The organism is Clostridium sp. AF32-7AC (assembly GCF_003477925.1).
Lineage (GTDB): Bacteria > Bacillota > Clostridia > Lachnospirales > Lachnospiraceae > Otoolea > Otoolea fessa.
Map to the genome: position 1 here is coordinate 800,888 of NZ_QUEG01000001.1, position 19,803 is coordinate 820,690.

At 50.7% G+C, this 19,803-nt stretch carries 17 protein-coding genes; all 17 read left to right on the plus strand.

The window, feature by feature from the left end; all coding sequences use genetic code 11:
• Window positions 1-66: 66 nt before the first annotated feature.
• Window positions 67-294, plus strand: coding sequence for a DUF896 domain-containing protein (locus DWZ45_RS03610; protein WP_022359502.1), 228 nt, complete (start codon window positions 67-69; stop codon window positions 292-294).
• A gap of 16 nt (window positions 295-310) precedes the next feature.
• Window positions 311-889, plus strand: coding sequence for a 5-formyltetrahydrofolate cyclo-ligase (locus tag DWZ45_RS03615; RefSeq protein ID WP_117795338.1), 579 nt, complete (start codon window positions 311-313; stop codon window positions 887-889).
• 355 nt (window positions 890-1,244) lie between these two features.
• Window positions 1,245-2,612 (plus strand): tRNA (N6-isopentenyl adenosine(37)-C2)-methylthiotransferase MiaB, encoded by a 1,368-nt coding sequence (gene miaB, locus DWZ45_RS03620; protein WP_333491416.1) that lies wholly within the window; start codon window positions 1,245-1,247, stop codon window positions 2,610-2,612.
• 13 nt (window positions 2,613-2,625) lie between these two features.
• Window positions 2,626-3,903 carry a L,D-transpeptidase family protein gene (locus DWZ45_RS03625; protein ID WP_118467651.1) on the plus strand — a complete coding sequence of 426 codons (1,278 nt, stop codon included), beginning with the start codon at window positions 2,626-2,628 and terminating at the stop codon, window positions 3,901-3,903.
• A 102-nt stretch (window positions 3,904-4,005) separates the two neighbouring features.
• Window positions 4,006-6,648, plus strand: coding sequence for a DNA mismatch repair protein MutS (gene mutS, locus DWZ45_RS03630; protein WP_106999844.1), 2,643 nt, complete (start codon window positions 4,006-4,008; stop codon window positions 6,646-6,648).
• Between the two features lie 32 nt (window positions 6,649-6,680).
• Window positions 6,681-8,777 (plus strand): DNA mismatch repair endonuclease MutL, encoded by a 2,097-nt coding sequence (gene mutL / locus DWZ45_RS03635; protein WP_118467653.1) that lies wholly within the window; start codon window positions 6,681-6,683, stop codon window positions 8,775-8,777.
• A 24-nt stretch (window positions 8,778-8,801) separates the two neighbouring features.
• Window positions 8,802-9,785: a tRNA (adenosine(37)-N6)-dimethylallyltransferase MiaA gene (miaA, locus tag DWZ45_RS03640; RefSeq protein ID WP_118467655.1), complete on the plus strand. Its 984-nt coding sequence runs from the start codon at window positions 8,802-8,804 to the stop codon at window positions 9,783-9,785.
• A 241-nt stretch (window positions 9,786-10,026) separates the two neighbouring features.
• The gene (locus DWZ45_RS03645; RefSeq protein WP_118467657.1) at window positions 10,027-11,325 is read left to right on the plus strand and encodes a methionine gamma-lyase family protein; all 1,299 of its coding nucleotides are present in this window, start codon (window positions 10,027-10,029) and stop codon (window positions 11,323-11,325) included.
• A 135-nt stretch (window positions 11,326-11,460) separates the two neighbouring features.
• Complete coding sequence (locus tag DWZ45_RS03650; protein WP_106999848.1) at window positions 11,461-11,715, plus strand: DUF4321 domain-containing protein; 255 nt, start codon at window positions 11,461-11,463, stop codon at window positions 11,713-11,715.
• Between the two features lie 67 nt (window positions 11,716-11,782).
• The gene (gene radC / locus DWZ45_RS03655) at window positions 11,783-12,529 is read left to right on the plus strand and encodes a DNA repair protein RadC (protein ID WP_118467658.1); all 747 of its coding nucleotides are present in this window, start codon (window positions 11,783-11,785) and stop codon (window positions 12,527-12,529) included.
• On the plus strand, window positions 12,526-13,380 hold the full coding sequence (gene mreC / locus DWZ45_RS03660; RefSeq protein ID WP_106999850.1) for a rod shape-determining protein MreC: 855 nt from the start codon (window positions 12,526-12,528) through the stop codon (window positions 13,378-13,380). The genes radC and mreC overlap by 4 nt, the downstream gene beginning before the upstream one ends.
• The gene (gene mreD / locus DWZ45_RS03665) at window positions 13,361-13,879 is read left to right on the plus strand and encodes a rod shape-determining protein MreD (protein ID WP_022359512.1); all 519 of its coding nucleotides are present in this window, start codon (window positions 13,361-13,363) and stop codon (window positions 13,877-13,879) included. The genes mreC and mreD overlap by 20 nt, the downstream gene beginning before the upstream one ends.
• Window positions 13,872-16,772, plus strand: a complete 2,901-nt coding sequence (locus DWZ45_RS03670; protein ID WP_118467660.1) for a penicillin-binding transpeptidase domain-containing protein — start codon at window positions 13,872-13,874, stop codon at window positions 16,770-16,772. Before mreD ends, DWZ45_RS03670 begins: the two co-directional genes overlap by 8 nt.
• Window positions 16,773-16,786: 14 nt before the next feature.
• Window positions 16,787-17,452, plus strand: coding sequence for a septum site-determining protein MinC (locus DWZ45_RS03675; RefSeq protein ID WP_117795354.1), 666 nt, complete (start codon window positions 16,787-16,789; stop codon window positions 17,450-17,452).
• 84 nt (window positions 17,453-17,536) lie between these two features.
• Window positions 17,537-18,328 (plus strand): septum site-determining protein MinD, encoded by a 792-nt coding sequence (minD, locus tag DWZ45_RS03680; protein ID WP_022359515.1) that lies wholly within the window; start codon window positions 17,537-17,539, stop codon window positions 18,326-18,328.
• Window positions 18,329-18,339: 11 nt separating this feature from the next.
• The gene (locus tag DWZ45_RS03685; protein ID WP_022359516.1) at window positions 18,340-18,639 is read left to right on the plus strand and encodes a cell division topological specificity factor MinE; all 300 of its coding nucleotides are present in this window, start codon (window positions 18,340-18,342) and stop codon (window positions 18,637-18,639) included.
• 28 nt (window positions 18,640-18,667) lie between these two features.
• Window positions 18,668-19,744, plus strand: coding sequence for an FtsW/RodA/SpoVE family cell cycle protein (locus DWZ45_RS03690; protein WP_338126552.1), 1,077 nt, complete (start codon window positions 18,668-18,670; stop codon window positions 19,742-19,744).
• Window positions 19,745-19,803: the final 59 nt, after the last annotated feature.

A 19,803-nucleotide genomic window follows, 5' to 3' on the forward strand; every position in this document is an offset into this window, starting at 1 on the left:
GCTTTATAGTAAGGATGTCTGCCTGTAGCTGCGAAGAAACAAGCATTATAAGAGGAGAAATGATAGATGAAACAGGAAAGAATTGACCGTATTAATACGTTATATCATAAGAGCCAGGCAGTTGGATTGACCGAAGAAGAGAAAAAAGAGCAGGCAGCGCTTCGGAAGGAGTACATTGAGTCAATCCGTGGAAATATGCGAGGACAGTTAAATTCGATACTGATTAAAGAGAAAGACGGTTCTATTACGGATCTGGGTAAGAAATACGGCGGCGTTACGGATACGAAGAATTAATTGAAGGGTAGAAGAGATGGTTATTCATTCATCTGGATCGCAGATATCAAAACAGGAGATTCGCGCGTATGTCCTTCAAAAACGCCGGACTTTGCTGCCAGAAGAAAAACAACGATGGGATGAGGCGTTGTTAGAACGTCTCCACCCCCTCTTTCCATCAGCCGGGACGGCAGTGTATGCCTATACGAGTGTGCGCGGTGAGGCAAGTACGGAATATTTGATTGACGAGCTGTTAAAGCGCGGCTGCCGGGTAGCGCTGCCGCGGGTGTTTGGGCGTGAGATGCGTTTTTTCTATGTCACAGATCGGAGCCAGCTTGTGGCGGGGGCATATGGCATCCCGGAACCGGCGGACGGATGTCAGGAGGCAGATGCGCCGAAAGCGCTGGTGATCACGCCTGGCGTGGGGTTTTCCAAGGACGGAAACCGCATCGGTTATGGGGCGGGGTATTATGACCGCTTTTTTGCGGCAGAACCGGACCATATGGCGGTGGGACTCTGCTATGGATTCCAGTTGTTTCCGGCATTTGAAACCGAAAAGCACGATAAAAAAATGGCATATATTGTGACACCGGAGCAGACAATTAAAGTTTTGTAATGTCTGGCGCACTCGCGTGAAGCAGAAACATATCAAAGGCATACAGGAACAGAGCAGCCGTGTGGTAAACTCTGTTTTTGCTTCCAGATACATGAACCGGAATATTTTGTAAGAAACTGGAAAGGATTCTGGCAGGAATGGGACTTGCGAAAATGAGCGCCATATAGTAATATTATCTAATGTATGAAATATTAGGATTATTAGGATAATGAAAGAATAGTAAGGAGCAATACAATTTATGGATTTACATACAAACGATTCGTCCGAATCCGCAGCAGGCGTGTTTGTGTCTGACAAATGTCAGATTCCGGTGGGCGGTATACCGCAGCAGGAACCGGATCGCCAGCAGTATTATATGGCACTCTGCCGCCAGAAGGTACAGGAGATTTCGGACAAACTGGGGCGTCCGCTGACCTGCTTTATCTCGACGTTCGGGTGTCAGATGAATGCACACGATTCAGAAAAGCTTCTCGGTATTCTGCTGGAAGCAGGATTTGTGGAAGGAACCAGTGAGGAATCGGATTTCGTCCTCTACAATACATGTACAGTCCGTGAAAATGCGAACCTGCGCGTGTATGGACGTTTAGGGTATCTTCACAGCCTCAAGAAAAAGAATCCGCACATGATGATCGCACTTTGCGGCTGCATGATGCAGGAGCCGGAGGTTGTAGAGAAATTAAAGAAGAGCTACCGCTTTGTAGACTTGATTTTCGGTACGCACAATGTATATAAACTGGCAGAGCTGCTGGAACAGCGCTTTGAGACGGGGAAGATGGTCATCGATATCTGGAAAGGAACTGATAAGATCGTTGAGGATCTGCCGTCGGAGCGCAAATATACATTTAAGTCTGGCGTTAATATCATGTTTGGCTGCAACAATTTCTGCAGCTATTGCATCGTCCCGTATGTGCGCGGACGCGAGCGCAGCCGTGCGCCGGAGGACATCATCCGTGAGATTGAAGAGCTGGTTAAGAACGGCGTCGTGGAGATCATGCTGTTAGGGCAGAATGTCAATTCCTACGGAAAGAACCTGGAATCTCCAATTACCTTTGCAGAACTTCTGCGCCGGGTAGAGCGGATTGAGGGGCTTAAACGGATCCGTTTCATGACCTCCCATCCTAAGGATCTGTCGGATGAGCTGATCGAAGTGATGGCATCTTCCAAGAAGATCTGCCGCCATCTGCATCTGCCGCTTCAGTCGGGCAGCAGCGAGATCCTAAAGAAGATGAACCGCCATTACACGAAGGAGCAGTATCTGGAACTGGCAGAGCGCATCCGCAAGGCGGTACCGGATATTTCCCTGACGACGGATATCATCGTTGGATTTCCGGGAGAGACGGAGGAAGATTTCAAGGAGACACTGGAGGTTGTGCGGAAAGTCCGCTACGACAGCGCATTTACCTTTATTTATTCGAAGCGCACCGGAACTCCGGCGGCAGCGATGGAAAATCAGGTTCCAGAAGAAGTTGTCAAAGAACGTTTCGACCGTCTGCTTGCAGAGGTACAGGCGATCTCCGCACAGGTCTGTGGAAGAGATGTCCATACAGTGCAGGAGGTTCTGGTGGAGGAACCGGACAGCCATGTAGAGGGACTGGTAACCGGACGTATGTCCAATAACACAATCGTTCATTTCCCAGGTGGAAAAGAGCTGATCGGTAAAATTGTTAAAGTATATCTGGAGGAATCCAAGGGCTTTTACTATATGGGATCCCTGGTAGATTAAGGAGGATGAATTCATGAAAAAGCATTATAAAGGATTGACGGTTCTGCTGTCAGCCTGTATGCTGGCAGGAAGTGCTTCTGTCGCATACGCAGGACCGGCAGATGACATTGCAAACGGTACAGTCGGTATGCCAAACACCGGTTCGTCAACATCGGCAGAGCAGTTCAACCAGGGAACCGGGCAGCAGGATGAGGACACGGCACTTCATGTCGGCGTCAATTATCTGTATAATGCGGAAGGCGATATTTCTGCATTTGCGATGGATTTGAAAAACTTTGAGGGGATCGGCGGCGTATCCTACCGTGCATATACCAACACAGGCGGTTATCTGTGGTGGTATCATGACGGCATCCAGACCGGCTTGGTTGGCTCCGGAAGCTGGGTAGAGGCGATCCAGATTCAGCTTTCCGGTCAGGCTGAGAAGATGTACGATGTTTACTATAGCGTTACATCCAGTGGTCAGGGCAAGATGGGATATGCGAAGAACGGCGAAGTGGCTGGTACCGTGGATATCGGCGAGAAGATCCTTTCGATTGAAGTCGTATTAGTTCCGAAGGGAAGCGCAGGTCCGCAGAGTGCAGCACCGCGCTACAAATCAGCTGCTTCCAGCAGACTGAGCGTAGCAGAAAATGCAACGGTTATGTTCAATGAGGACGGAAGCGTATATAACGGCTGGCTTTCCGATGACTTTGTACGTTATTATTTTGAAAATGGCTACGCAAAGACCGGCTGGCAGTATATCGATGGTTACAAGTTCTACTTTGACTCCTGCGGTCGTCTGGTTCAGGATGTAGACAGCCTGATTGGCAAGCAGTCCGATTATCTCCTGAAGGTAAATAAGACACTGAACTGCCTGACGGTTTATGCAAAAGACGGCAATAACGGATATATTATTCCGGTGAAAGCGATGCTGACCTCCGTCGGTGATGATACGCCGATTGGAACTTTCAAGACACCGGAGAAATATCGCTGGAGACTGATGGTAAATGATACTTACACCCAGTATGCAACCCGTATCACACAGGGATTCCTGTTCCATTCGATTACATACGCAACCCCGAATGAGAATAACCTTCTGACCGTCGGCTATAATGGTCTGGGTGTTTCCCGTTCTTTAGGCTGTGTACGCCTGAACTGTAGAAACTCCAAGTGGGTATATGATAACTGCCATCTGGGAACGACTGTACAGGTATACGAGGATGCCAATGTAGCATCTCCATTTGATAAGCCGGAGCTGGTACCGATCTCCGATCAGCAGACCTGGGATCCGACGGATCCGAAATTCAACTAAAATAAAACGACAGCGGTCTGTCCGGTCTGGCATTCAGATGAGTGAAGTGCCGGAAAACGGGCGGATCGCGATGAAGAGAGGTAAATTGTGGCACTTTCACCAATGATGACTCATTATCTGGAGACGAAAAAACAGTATCCGGACTGTATTCTGTTTTATCGTCTTGGCGATTTCTATGAGATGTTTTTTGAGGATGCCCAGACTGTTTCGAAAGAACTGGAACTTACCCTGACTGGAAAAGACTGCGGACTGGAGGAACGCGCGCCTATGTGCGGCGTTCCTTATCATGCCGTAGAGGGTTATTTGAGCCGTCTCGTCCAGAAGGGCTATAAGGTCGCCATCGCAGAGCAGATGGAGGATCCGAAACAGGCAAAGGGACTTGTGAAGCGGGAGGTAATCCGGGTGGTGACGCCGGGAACCCTGACAAATTCACAGGTTCTGGAGGAATCAAAAAACAATTACCTGATGGGAATTGTATACATAGACGGTGTATTCGGCGTTTCGACGGTTGATGTCAGCACGGGCGACTATCTTGTGACGGAGGTTCGCAACGAGCGCAGTCTGTTAGATGAAATTTATAAATTTTCGCCGTCGGAGCTTATCTGCAACGAGGCTTTTTACATGTCAGGAATCGATTTAGAGGACTTGAAAGTACGGTTAAATGCCGTGATCTCAGCACTTGAAAATCGGTTCTTTTCTGATGATTCCTGCCGGAGAATCCTGCGGGAACATTTTCATGTAGAGCACCTGGAAGCGTTGGGACTGGCGGACTATGAGACGGGCGCGATTGCGGCGGGCGCTGTCCTGCAGTATCTGTATGAGACGCAGAAAAATACACTGGAACACCTGACGCGCCTGACTGTCTATACGACCGGACAGTTTATGATGCTGGATACGTCCACGCGCCGGAACCTGGAGCTTACTGAGACGCTCCGGGAAAAGCAGAAGCGGGGCACACTTCTCTGGGTGCTTGATAAGACGAAAACGGCGATGGGCGCCCGTATGCTGCGGACACTTGTGGAGCAGCCGCTCATCAGCCGGGAGGAGATCCTGCGCCGCCAGAATGCGATCGAAGAGCTGAACATGAACTATATCAGCCGCGAGGAGCTGTGCGAATATCTGAATCCGATCTACGATCTCGAACGTCTGATCGGACGCATCAGTTACCGGACGGCAAATCCGCGCGATCTCATCGCGTTTGGTAATTCACTGGCGATGCTTCCGTATATCAAACAGATTTTGAAGGAGTTTTCAGGCGAGCTGCTTAAAAACCTGGAAGCCGCTCTGGATCCGCTGGCAGATTTGAAGGAACTGATTGACAAGGCGATCGTGGAAGAGCCGCCGATCACGGTGCGCGAGGGCGGCATCATCAAGGAAGGCTACCATGAGGAAGCAGACCGTCTGCGTCATGCAAAGACAGAAGGAAAAGACTGGCTGGCACAGTTAGAGCAGAGCGAGCGCGAAAAGACAGGCATCAAAAACCTGAAAGTCAAGTTCAATAAGGTATTTGGCTACTATTTTGAGGTGACTAATTCCTTTAAGGATCTGGTGCCGGATTATTTCATCCGTAAACAGACCCTGACAAACGCAGAGCGCTATACGACCGACCGGCTGAAAGAGCTGGAAGATATCATTCTCGGCGCCGAGGACAAGCTGGTTTCTCTAGAATATGATCTGTTCTGCCAGGTGCGCGACCAGATCGCGGGCGAGGTAAACCGGATTCAGAGTACCGCCCGTGCGATCGCGATGACGGATGTGCTGGCGTCTCTGTCGGTGGTGGCGACGCGTTACAATTACGTGAAACCTCATATCAACGAAAAGGGCATCATCCGCATCAAAAACGGACGTCATCCGGTCGTAGAGCGCATGATGGGCGGCGAGATGTTTGTCGCCAATGACACATATTTAGACAACGGAAAGAACCGGATTTCGATCATTACCGGTCCGAACATGGCTGGTAAGTCAACTTATATGCGTCAGACGGCGCTGATCACGCTGATGGCGCAGATCGGAAGCTTCGTCCCGGCGGATGAGGCGGATATCGGTCTCTGCGACCGTATTTTTACCCGTGTGGGCGCTTCGGATGATCTGGCATCCGGTCAGAGTACCTTCATGGTGGAGATGACCGAGGTTGCGAATATCCTGCGGAATGCGACGAAAAACAGCCTTCTGATTCTCGATGAGATCGGGCGCGGTACGAGTACTTTCGACGGCCTTTCGATCGCCTGGGCGGTTGTGGAGTATATTAGTAATACGAAGATTCTGGGTGCTAAGACGCTGTTTGCGACACATTACCATGAACTGACAGAGCTGGAAGGAACCTTAAGCGGTGTCAACAACTACTGTATTGCGGTCAAGGAACAGGGCGACGATATCGTCTTCCTGCGTAAAATCGTGAAGGGTGGCGCCGATAAGAGCTACGGCATCCAGGTGGCGAAGCTTGCAGGCGTTCCGGCTCCGGTCATCGATCGGGCAAAAGAACTGGTGGAAGAGTTGAGCGATGCCGACATTACAGCGCGTGCGAAGGAGATTGCAGAAAATGGTCCGGGAACCCAGACGCGCAAAAAGGTGGCAAAACCGGACGAGGTAGATCTGCAGCAGATGTCGATCTTTGACACGGTCAATGAGGACGATATCATCAAGGAGATCATGGAACTGGAAGTAAACCGGATGTCTCCGCTGGATGCGCTCAATACATTAGATAAGCTGCAGGCGAAGCTGAAAAACCGGTGGATGCACCAGTAAAAAAGAGTTTAGGAAGGATGTGGAGGAGATAGATGGCTGCGATTCAGGTCTTGGATTCCAATACAATCAATCAGATTGCAGCCGGCGAGGTCATTGAACGGCCGGCGTCGGTTGTCAAGGAGCTTTTGGAGAATGCGATCGATTCGAAGGCGACGGCGATCACGGTGGAGATTCAGGGCGGCGGTCTGCAGACGATCCGGGTGACGGATAACGGAAGCGGCATTGTGCGCGAGGAGATCCCACTGGCATTTAAGCGCCATGCGACCAGCAAGATCCGGACGGCGTCGGATTTGTTTCAGGTGGCATCGTTAGGGTTCCGCGGCGAGGCGCTGGCGTCGATCGCGTCGGTGGCGAAGGTGGAACTGATCACGAAAACAAACGATTCGATCAGCGGTTCCCGTTACCGCATCGAGGGCGGCGAGGAACTGGGACTGGAGGAGGTCGGTGCGCCGGAAGGTACGACCTTTATCGCCAGAGATCTGTTCTACAATACACCGGTACGCCGGAAGTTTTTAAAGACGCCGGCGACAGAAGGGTCCCATGTGGCAGATTTAGTCGAAAAGATTGCCCTGTCGCATCCGGAAATCTCCATCCGTTTCATCAATAACAACCAGAGCCGTCTCCATACCTCTGGAAATCATAACTTAAAAGATATAATTTATGCGGTCTTTGGACGCGAGATCACGGCAAACCTGATTGAAGTGGATGCCGGAGCTGATCCGATCCGGGTAGGCGGCTTCATCGGTAAGCCGCTGATCGCGCGCGGCAACCGCACGTATGAAAATTATTTCATCAACGGACGCTATATCAAGAGCAGTATCATCGGAAAGGCGATTGAGGACGCATATAAACCGTTCATGATGCAGCACAAGTATCCATTTACGATGCTGCAATTTACGATCGATCCGTCGTATATTGACGTCAACGTCCATCCGGCGAAGATGGAGATCCGTTTCAGGGACGGCGAACAGATCTACCGGACGGTCTACCATACGATCGCGATGGCACTCGCTAACCGGGAACTGATTCCGGCGGTTTCGCTGGAGAATGAGAAGAATGCAGAGAAAGAGCAGAAGATTCCGGGGCTGGAAAAGGGAGTGCTGCCGGAGCTTCCAACCAGAAAGATGGAAAGCAGCCAGGGCAGCCGTCCGTCCTTAAAACCAGTCCGTATCCGTGAGGAACATCCGGAACCGTTTGAGACGAAACGTCTGGGGGCGTCGCAGGCAGAAAGGATGTCGGTCTCGGAAGATGTGCCGGGATATGGGGCTGAAACCGGCAGCGGATCAAATGTGGCTGTGTCAGGAACGGGGCGGTTCGATAAAGTGTTTGGAAGAACCGACACAACCGGCAGAGTTGAAAATGTTTCAATCAATACAGAGTCAGATCTGCCAGAGCCGGCCACGTCAGCGCCTTCCAGCGAATCCATCTCAGCTTCAGCGGGGCAAACTGCATCTCCTGCATCTGTTTCAACGGGATCGACCCAGTCCGCCCCATCTGAAAAGCCCCGTCAGATGGATCTGTTTGAAGATAAACTCCTGACCAAACCGGCGCGTGCGAACCACCGCCTGATTGGACAGCTGTTTGACACATACTGGCTGGTGGAGTATCATGATAATCTGTACATCATTGATCAGCATGCGGCGCATGAGAAAATCCTCTATGAGAGGACGATGGCATCCCTTCAAAAGAGGGAGTACACCTCCCAGATGATCGATCCGCCGATCATTTTGAGTCTCAACAGCAGTGAGCAGCTCAAATTAGAGCAGTATATGGAACATTTTACCTCGATCGGATTTGAGATTGAGCCGTTTGGCGGCAAGGAGTACGCGGTGCGTGCCGTTCCGGCGAACCTCTTTTCCGTCGCAAAACGCGAGCTTCTGATGGAGATGATCGACGATCTGGCGGAGGGCAATGGAAGCGGAACCCCGGATCTCATCAATGAGCGTGTGGCGACGATGTCGTGTAAGGCGGCGGTCAAGGGCAATCACACATTATCATTTGCCGAAGCGGACAAGCTGATCGATGAGCTTCTGGAACTCAAAAATCCGTATGCGTGCCCACATGGACGCCCAACGATCATATCGATGAGCAAATATGAGTTGGAGAAGAAATTCAAACGGATTGTATAACCCATTAAAAGGAGAGAAAGTCTTATGGGAAATCTGGAACAAGCGGCTGAAAAAAAGCCCCTGATTGTCCTGACCGGACCGACAGCAGTCGGAAAAACGGCGCTGTCCATTCAGCTTGCCAGGCGGATCGGCGGCGAGATCATCAGCGCGGATTCGATGCAGGTGTACCGCCACATGGATATCGGTACGGCAAAGATACGCCTGGAGGAGATGGACGGTGTGCCGCACCATCTGATCGATATTTTAGAGCCGACTGAGGATTTCAATGTCGTGCGGTTTCAGGCGCTTGCCCGCGCGGCGGCGGAAGATATTTACAGCCGCGGAAAAATTCCGATCGTGGCAGGTGGAACCGGCTTTTATATTCAGGCACTGCTCAATGATATTGATTTCACCCAGATCGACGAAAATATGCAGTTTCGGGAGGAGATGGAACGCCTGGCAGCCGAACAGGGGGCGGAAGTTCTGCATGAGCGCCTGCGGGCGGTCGATCCAGAATCGGCGGAGGCGATCCACGCAAACAATGTAAAACGTGTGATCCGCGCGCTGGAATATTATGAGCAGACGGGCGAGAAGATTTCTGCCCACAATGAGGCGGAGCGGGCAAAGATTTCACCGTACCATTTCTTCTATTATGTATTAAATACCGATCGGACGGTTCTCTATGAGCGGATCGAGAAGCGGATCGATGAGATGATGGAAGAGGGACTGGTCGAGGAAGTGAGGCAGCTTCAGGCGATGGGCTGCAGGCGTGATTCAGTGGCGATGCAGGGACTTGGATATAAAGAAATTCTGGCATATTTAAATGGCGAAATGTCGTTGGAGACAGCGGTCAATATCCTGAAACGCGATACGCGCCATTTTGCGAAACGTCAGCTTACCTGGTTCCGGCGGGAACGCGACGTGCGTTTCTTATATTTGCCGGAATTTGATAATGACCGGGAACGCGTGCTGGAACATATTCTGCAGGAATTAGCGGCGGAAGCGGGTATTATGGAGAGTGATTCATAAGATGGATGGAACACTCTAAATTATAAGTTGTAAAAATCAAGAAAAGTTAAAGAAACAAAAAAAGAATTATAGAATAACCGTAACTGTTCAGTAGGTCTGCGCATTTACTACGCTGACCGTACGAAAACATGGGTCAGAAGGCAAAAATCCCATTGCCGTAGGCAATTTTTAATGGATTTTTGCGCGTGACTGTGAAGGTACTGAACAGTTACGAATAACCGACAACAGGAAAGGAACCACCATGGAGTTAGAGAAAATGTATGGCGACCTCGGCATTTCGAAAGAAGTGCTTGAATATGGAGCCAGAATCGAAGCGGCTCTGGAAGACCGTTTCACAGAGATCGATGGCAATGCAGAGTACAATCAGTTAAAGGTAATCGCTGCGATGCAGAAAAACCGCGTCAGCGATATTCATTTTTCCGGTACAACCGGATATGGTTACAACGACCTTGGACGTGAGACGCTGGAACAGGTATATGCGGATGTATTCCACACTGAGGACGCGCTGGTGCGCCCGCAGATCGTGTGCGGAACGCACGCGCTCTACACGGCATTAGCCGGAAACCTGCGCCCGGGCGACGAACTGCTTTCGCCGGTGGGAAAACCGTATGATACTCTGGAGGAAGTGATCGGCATCCGCGAGTCCAACGGTTCCCTGCGGGAGTACGGCATTTCATACCGTCAGGTTGACCTGCTGCCGGACGGAACCTTCGATTACGACGGCATCCGCGCGGCGATCAACGAGAAAACAAAACTGGTAACCATCCAGCGTTCCAAGGGATACGCATCCCGTCCAACCCTCTCGGCAGAGCAGATCGGTGAACTGATTGCATTTGTTAAATCCATCAAACCGGAAGTGATCTGTATGGTAGACAACTGCTATGGCGAATTCGTTGAGCGGATCGAACCGAGCGATCTCGGTGCGGACATGGTAGTCGGTTCCCTGATCAAAAACCCGGGCGGCGGACTGGCGCCGATCGGCGGCTATATCGCCGGAACCAGACAGTGCATCGAAAATGCAGCGTACCGCCTTGGTTCTCCGGGACTCGGACGGGAGGTCGGCGCGAGTCTTGGCGTCAACCAGTCCTTCTTCCAGGGACTTTTCCTGGCACCGACCGTTGTATCCGGCGCATTAAAGGGAGCTATCTTTGCGGCAAATGTCTATGAGAGCCTGGGCTTTGATGTGGTTCCGAACAGCACGGAGCCGCGCTATGATATCATTCAGGCGATCACGTTTGGAAAACCGGAGGGTGTTATTGCGTTCTGCCAGGGCATTCAGGCGGCGGCGCCGGTTGACAGCTATGTATCGCCGGAACCGTGGGATATGCCGGGGTATGATTCCCAGGTTATTATGGCAGCAGGTGCCTTTATCCAGGGTTCCTCGATAGAACTTTCCGCGGATGGTCCGATCAAACCGCCGTACAGCGTCTTCTTCCAGGGCGGACTGACCTGGTACCATGCGAAGTTAGGCATTTTAATGTCCCTGCAGAAGCTTCTGGATGCAGGCATAGTAAAACCTGAGCAGCTCAAAATCGACTAGAAATGACGTTTTTTGAATGATTTTGTAATTAATTTTAAGAAAACTTTAAAAAAAAATCTGCCGGACTGTCTATACACATTCCGGCAGTTTGTGCTAAGATAATAAAGATTATAGAAAGGGACGGTATTCGGTATCATGAATCGAGCAAAAAATTTCTGGATTCTTCTGCTGCTCCTGATGACAGGGATTGTGTTAGGTGGATTTATCGGAAATATGGCATCCGGCGTCAGGGGACTGTCGTGGCTGAATTACGGACAATCCTTCGGTCTGATGGACCCGGTTGTTCTTGATTTAGGAATCCTGGTTATCACGTTTGGTCTGTCAATCCGGGTGACGATGGCGAGCATCATCGGCGTTGTCATTGCACTGATCGCATATCGTCTGATTTAATCAAAGAATCCCTCCAGGCGGGAATGGCTTTCTGTATGCAGAGGAGAGGCACGCAGGAGGACAATCAATGAAAAAAGAAACAGAGAAACCAGTAAAAAGTTCTGAACCGATCGGTGGATGGCGTCTTACCATGAAAGATATCCCTGAAAAAGACCGCCCCTACGAAAAATGTGAGCGGGAGGGAGTTGGGGCACTGACAGACGCCGAGCTTTTAGCGATCCTTATCCGGACCGGAAACCGGCAGGAGTCGGCACTTTCCCTGGCAACCCGGATTCTGGCGCAGGCGCAGCCGCCGGGAATTTTAGGACTTTTGCATCTGACTCTTCCAGAACTGATGGAGCAGAAAGGAATCGGCAGGGTCAAGGGAATCGAACTTTTGTGTGTGGGAGAGCTGTCACAGCGGATCTGGCGCACTCTGACGCTTTCGGAAGCGCCTGCGTTTACGGCGCCGGAGGCGATCGCTGCTTTCTATATGGAAGAAATGCGTCACAAAGAGCAGGAAGAAATGCACCTGATGATCCTCAATACGAAGCAGAGGCTGATTCGGGATATCCTGTTGTTTCGGGGAACCTTCAATCACTCTCCGGCGTCTCCGAGGGAGATATTTATCGAGGCGCTGCGCTATCATGCAGCCAGCATCGTTTTAGTACATAATCATCCGAGCGGGGATCCTACCCCCAGTGCGGAGGATCGGCGGACGACCGTCCGGATTCAGGAGGCGGGCGCTATGCTGGGAATCCGGCTTTTGGATCATGTGATTATCGGCGAACAAGCCTATTTTAGTTTCAAAGAACGGGGAATACTATCATTATGAAAAACAGCAAGTATATTCTGGCAGGTATGTCAGCCTTCTGTCTTGTGCTGATTACAGCAACGTCTATCAAATCAAGCTTTCTGATGCCGCTTCGGACGGGTGTCGGTTTTGTTCTGGTACCGCTGCAGTCAGGCGTCAACGCGATCGGCACAGGTCTCTACAATGCGCTTGAAAATTTTTCCTCCCTGCGGGAGGCGCAGGAGGAGAACAAAAATCTCCAGATGCGTCTGGATCAGATGGTGGAAGAGAACAACCGCTTGCAGTCGGAGCTTTACGAGTTAGACCGTCTCAGAGAGCTGTATCAGCTTGATCAGGAATATATGCAGTATAAAAAAATAGCCGCCCGTGTCATTGCAAAGGACTCTGGAAACTGGTTTCAGGTATTCCGGATCGACAAGGGAGCGGACGATGGCATCCAGGAAGATATGAACGTCATGGCAGGCGGCGGACTGGTCGGTATTGTAACCGATGTCGGGGCAAACTATGCAACTGTCCGCGCGATCATCGATGATGACAGCAACGTCAGCGGCATGTCCTTGCGGACCGGCGATACCTGTAATGTATCCGGCAACCTGACGCTTTACCAGGATGGACGGCTGGGACTTGACCATATCAAGAAAGAGGCAGATATCCAGGAGGGCGACAAGATCGTGACCTCCAATATCAGTGATATTTTCCTGCCGGGCATTCTCATCGGTTATGCCTCCGGGCTGACGACCGATGCCAACAACGTAACCAAATCCGGTACAATCATTCCGGTTGCAGATTTTGATAACCTGCAGGAGGTACTGGTAATCACCCAGCTGAAAAATGGGGATGGAGGCGACAATAATGCGGAAGCTGCTGATTAACCTTGTCATGCTGATTCTGGCATTCACGATCCAGATCTGCGTGTTCCCACAGATCGCCTTCTTATCTTCGGCTCCGAACCTGCTGCTGATTGTGGTGTTTGTGTGCAGCTTCATTGAGGGGCGCGAGCGGGGGATGTTCTACGGGCTGGTGGCAGGTCTTTTTATGGATCTGTTTTACAGTGGACCATTTGGCTTTTATACACTGTTTTTCATCAATCTGGGGTATGTCAGTGGAATCTGCAACAAGTATTATTATGAAGACTACATCACGCTGCCGCTGCTTTTGAGCCTGGCAAGTGATTTAATCTATAACCTGTACATCTATGTATTCCGGTTCCTGATACGGAATCGTCTGAATTTTGGGCATTATCTGGTCTCCATCATTATCCCGGAGATCATATTTACCACGGTTACGACGCTTGTCGTATACCGGTTTTTCCTTTTTATCAACCGGAAACTGAAAGAATGGGAACAAAGGAGAGATTCGAACATTGTTTGATGACCTGAAAGAATATCTGCGAGAATGGTTCAAAAAAGTGATTACCTCCCGGCTTTTTGTCCTGGCGGTTGTGTTCTGCCTGATGTCGTCCGCATTGGTGATGCGGTTGTTCAACCTGCAGATCATCAAGGGCGAAGAGTATCAGGATGCATATACAGCGATGACGGAAAAAGTCATAAAGACTGCCAGCACGCGGGGTAATATCTACGATCGGAACGGCAATGTGCTGGCGTACAACGAACTGGCATACGACGTTACCATACAGGATACCGGTGCGTACAAGACGGATGCACAGTGGAACACGATGCTCTACGATCTGGTATCGATCTTGAATAAACACGGTGAGAGCGCACAGACCAGTTTAGAGCTTACGCTCGATCACGATGGAAATGTCGTGTATACCTCCGAGACACAGTCCGGACGCAAGCGATTCCTGCGTGATTATTATGGTCTTAAAAATGTGGATGAGATGGACGATTCAGATGGAAAATACCCGTCCGACATTTCAGCGCCAGATCTGCTGGAGCGGATGAAAAAGGAGTACCACCTGACACTCGGTGACGATAAGAACCGGGACGGGCGCCCGCTTGACAAAGACGGCAATCCGATCGATGTTTCGGATGAGGTGGCGCTGCAGATCGTCGGCATCCGCTACACGATGCGTTTTACCGCGTTCCAGAAGTACGAATCGACAACGATCGCGACGGATATCAGCGATGAGACCGTTGCAGACATTTTAGAGCACGCAGCCGATCTGGTGGGCGTCAATATACAGGAATCGACGATCCGTGTGTACAATGAAAGCCTCTACTTTGCGCCGATCATTGGATATACGGGAAAAGTAACGAGCGAACGTCTGGAGGAGTTAAAGGCGGTCAACGATGACTATGAGTTAAATGATGTAGTAGGCCGTACCGGCATCGAATCCTCGATGGAACTGGAATTAAAGGGTAAGAAAGGTTCCCAGACGGCATATGTAGATAACGTCGGAAGAATCCTAAGCGTGACCGGGGAAGTCGCACCAGTGGCAGGCAACGATATCTGGCTGACCCTCGATCTGAACCTTCAGAAGGGTATTTACCACATTCTGGAGAAGCAGCTGGCGGGCGTCTTGTTAAAGACGATTGTCAACCAGGATGAGAAAGATATCGCTTATATCGATTCTTCCAGTATTAAGATACCGATCAAGAAGGCATACTTCCAGCTGATCAACAACAACGTCCTCTCGATTGACAATTTTGCTTCCGAAGAGGCATCCGATGTGGAACAGCAGATTTATCAGAAGTACGAGAGCTCACGCGTGCGGATTGAACAGGAACTGCGGGGCGAACTGCAGTCTGAAAATGCAACGCCGATGAACGCGCTGTCAGAGGAAATGCAGGCATATATGCAGTATATCTATTCGTATCTTTCTTCCAGCAACAAGGCGATTGTCCAGCGTGATGCGATTGATACGTCCAGTGACATGTATCAGGCGTGGAAGAACGGTACGATCAGTCTGCGGGAATACTTATATTATGGAATTGCCAACAACTGGATCGATACGACGAAGCTGGACATCCAGAGCCGGTATTCGAATGCGGACGATGTCTTCACGGCACTGCTGGACGACTGTTTCCGCGATCTGGAACAGGATCCGGCATTCGAGAAACTGATTTATCAGTATTTAATCAATAACAATGTTGTGACTGGGCGCGAGCTCTGTATGGCGCTCTATTCCCAGAATGTGCTTGCATACGATGAGAATGAGGTCAACCTGCTGCGTGTCAGCGGGGAAGAATATGCGTACCAGTTCCTGATGAATAAGATCCGCAATATTGAGATCACACCGGCGCAGCTGGCACTTGACCCGTGTACGGCGAGCTGTGTCGTGACGAGCGCGAAGACTGGCGAGGTGCTGGCACTGGTATCTTATCCAAGCTATGACAACAACCGGATTTCGGACAGCACCTATTTTGCCCAGCTAAATGCCGATCAGTCGCTGCCGCTGCGAAACAATGCGACGCAGACGCTGAAAGCACCAGGCTCCACCTTTAAGCCGATCACGGCGATTGCAGGTCTGGAAGAGGGGGCAATCACGCTTTCTGATATGATTAACTGTACCGGTATTTATGAGGAAGTCAGCAATCCGATCCGATGCTGGAAATATCCAGGCTTCCACGGACCGTTAAACGTCGTGGGAGGTATCGAAAATTCCTGTAACTATTTCTTCTCGGAGGTGGCGCACCGCCTGTCCACAGAGACAGATGGAAGCTACAAACCGGAGAAAGGTCTGGAGACGCTGAAAAAATATGCGACCATGTTCGGTTTGGACCGGACTTCGGGCATTGAAATCTCGGAGGCGACGCCGTCTATCAGTGATACCGATCCGGAGCGTTCCAGTATGGGACAGGGTACGCACCAGTTTGCGAGCGTGCAGCTTGCCCGCTATGTGACGGCGCTTGCCAACCGCGGCACGGTCTATGATCTGAGCTTGATTGATAAGGAGACGGATTCCCAGGGTAATCTGGTCAAGGATTATTCGCCGGCTGTGGCGTCAACCCTTGATTTCCAGACAAGCACCTGGGATGCAGTCCAACAAGGTATGCGCCAGGTAGTTACCAACAGTTCGACCAAGCGCGTGTTTGATGGTCTGGACGTACACGTGGCCGGTAAGACCGGTACGGCGCAGGAGTCCCAGAAACGGGGCAACCACGCGTTCTTTATTTCGTTTGCACCGTATGAGAATCCGGAAATTTCGGTGACGGTCAGTATCCCGAATGGATATTCTTCTTCGAATGCGGCGATGGTGGCAAAACACGTATATCGTTACTTCTATGGCTATGCGAGTCTGGATGATATCCTGAATTCAGGAGCATTGGATGCGTCCAATGAACGAATCAATGGAGATTAAGAGGTGATGGAACTATGAAAAGTTCCGTAGTAATAAAGGGATGTAAGTCCGGTATGACGGTAATTCTGAATCCGGACACCCCCTTTGAACAGTTACTGGAGGATGTAGGGAAAAAGTTTAAAGAAAGTGAAAAATTCTGGGGATCCGCCCAGATGACGCTGACCCTGGAGGGGAGAGAACTGACCCCAATCGAGGAACTGCAGGTGACGGATGCGATTACCGCCAATTCCCAGATAGAGATTCTCTGTCTGCTGGATACTGACGCTAACCGCATCGCCCGCTGTGAAAAGGCGCTGACCGAGCGGCTGATGGAGCTGACTGCCCGGACGGGACAATTCTATAAGGGTAATTTATCCCGGGGCGATCTGCTGGAATCCGATGCGAGCATCGTGATCATCGGGGATGTGGAGCGCGGCGCGCGTGTCAGCGCACGGGGCAATATCGTCGTCCTCGGCACGCTGGCGGGTTCCGCCCATGCTGGGGCGGCGGGAAGTGAGGACGCGGTGATCACCGCGCTGGAGATGTCGCCGATGCACCTTCGGATTGCTGATCTGACAGCCAAAACGCGCAGCCAGGGTAAAAAGATGGGGCGCGGACCGATGATTGCATCGGTATCCGGTGGAAACATTGACGTAGAATCGGTCAAAAAAAGTTTTTTAGATTATTTTCATTTTATTTAGCGTATTTAATGGATTTAAGACTGGAATTATTCTACTTTTTAGAGTAGAATAAAATGGTAAAACAGAATACAGGAGGATGTTCCTATGAGCGAAGTTATCGTTATTACTTCCGGAAAAGGAGGCGTCGGCAAAACGACAACCTCAGCGAACGTCGGCACCGGGCTTGCCATGCTTGGCAAACGGGTGGTTCTCATCGACACCGATATCGGTCTGAGAAACCTGGATGTCGTCATGGGACTGGAAAACCGGATTATCTACAATCTGGTCGATGTGATCGAGGGAAACTGCCGGATGAAGCAGGCGCTGATTCGAGACAAAAGATATCCTGACCTGTTCTTATTACCTTCCGCCCAGACGCGGGACAAGTCGTCCGTGAGTCCGGGGCAGATGATAAAATTAGTAGAAGACTTAAGAGAAGAGTTTGATTACATACTGCTTGACTGTCCCGCCGGGATTGAGCAGGGCTTTCGCAATGCGATCGCCGGGGCGGACCGGGCGCTGATTGTCACGACACCGGAGGTATCCGCGATAAGGGATGCTGACCGGATCATCGGACTTTTAGAAGCATCCGGGGTCGGGCGTATGGACCTGATCATCAACCGGATCCGGAGCGATATGGTGCGCCGGGGCGATATGATGTCGGTGGATGATGTGATGGATATTCTGTCTGTCCCTGTGATTGGCACAGTCCCGGACGATGAGGATATCGTTATATCCACGAATCAGGGCGAACCGCTGGTCGGCATGAATGGATATGCCGGGCAGGCATATTTAAACATATGCAAACGAATACTTGGAGAATCGGTACCATTTATACAGCTTGATGCGTCTCCGGGCTTCTGGTCCCGGATATCCGGCTTCCTCAAACGTGCATAGGAGGGGACGCTATGATTCTGATTGCAGAACTGTTTACGAAAAAGAATTCCGGCGAGATAGCCAGAAAGCGTTTAAAACACCTTCTGACTGCCGATCGGGCGGGTTGTTCGCCGGAACTTCTGGATCTGATTCGCGCAGATTTCCTGAGGAGCGTGTCACGTTATCTGGAGATTGATCCGGGGGATGTGACACTCCGGATTCTGAGGACATCCTCAGAACAGCCGGCGGAGGTATTCCCGGCGGTCTGTGCGTCGGTACCGGTTCTTACTTTAAGGAGCCATTTACAGCATGATATTCGATTACCAATTTAGAAATTACAACTTTCGAGCCCTCATTTATATGATTCTGCTGAGTGTTCTCGGCATTTTGGTTGTCGGGAGCGCCAGCAATCAGGACCGTTCCTCTGTGATAAAACAGATTATCGGAGTGGTTGTATCCCTGATTATCTGTCTGGTTCTGTCTTTGATTGATTACCATCAGTATTTCCGATTTACCACGCTTATCTATGTGGTCTGTGCCGGAATGCTGGCGGCAGTTCTTTTGTTTGGACGTACCACCAAGGGCGCGACCCGCTGGCTGCGGATCGGCGGGATTCAGATCCAGCCGTCCGAGTTTGTAAAGATCGGTCTGATCCTCATCCTGGCGAATTTTCTTTCCAGAAACCGGGAGAAAATCAATGAGCCAAAGACATTGGGGATGACGGCGCTTATCTGTGCCCTTCCGGTCGGCATGGTATATTTACAGCCGAACCTTTCCACCACCATCGTCATCTGCTTCATGATTCTGTGCATGATTTATGTAGCCGGTATCAGTTACAAATGGATTGCCGGTGCGGTGGCGGTCGGGGTACCTGGATTTGCGGCGCTTATCTATCTGTCGCTGCAGGGATTTATCCCGTTTCTCCAGAAATACCAGGCACAGCGTATCATGGGAAAGATTTTCCACAGCAGCAGTGAATTTACGGATCTGAACCGTCAGCAGGATAACTCCATGATGGCGATCGGCTCCGGGCAGCTGCGCGGCAAGGGGCTTTTTAACAATACATTAAGCTCCGTCAAGAATGGAAATTTCCTCTCGGAGGAACAGACGGACTTTATCTTCGCTGTTATCGGAGAGGAGCTTGGGTTTGTCGGCGGCGTGGCGGTCATTGCCCTCTATGCGCTGCTGGTGTATGAGTGCCTCTGGATTGCGGCGCGCGCGAAGGACACAGCTGGACGTCTGATTGCATCGGGCATGGCGGCGCTTCTGGCGTTCCAGAGTTTTGCCAACATTGCGGTAGCCACGGGAATCTTCCCGAACACGGGTCTTCCGCTTCCTTTCATAAGCTCCGGACTTAGTTCGCTGCTCAGTATGTTTATCGGAATGGGAGTTGTTCTCAATGTTGGATTGCAACGAAATAACGTAACCGTTCAGTAAGTACATGCATGGACGGTGAAGCTGCATGGAAATTGAATTTTATGGTTATGAAAAATAGG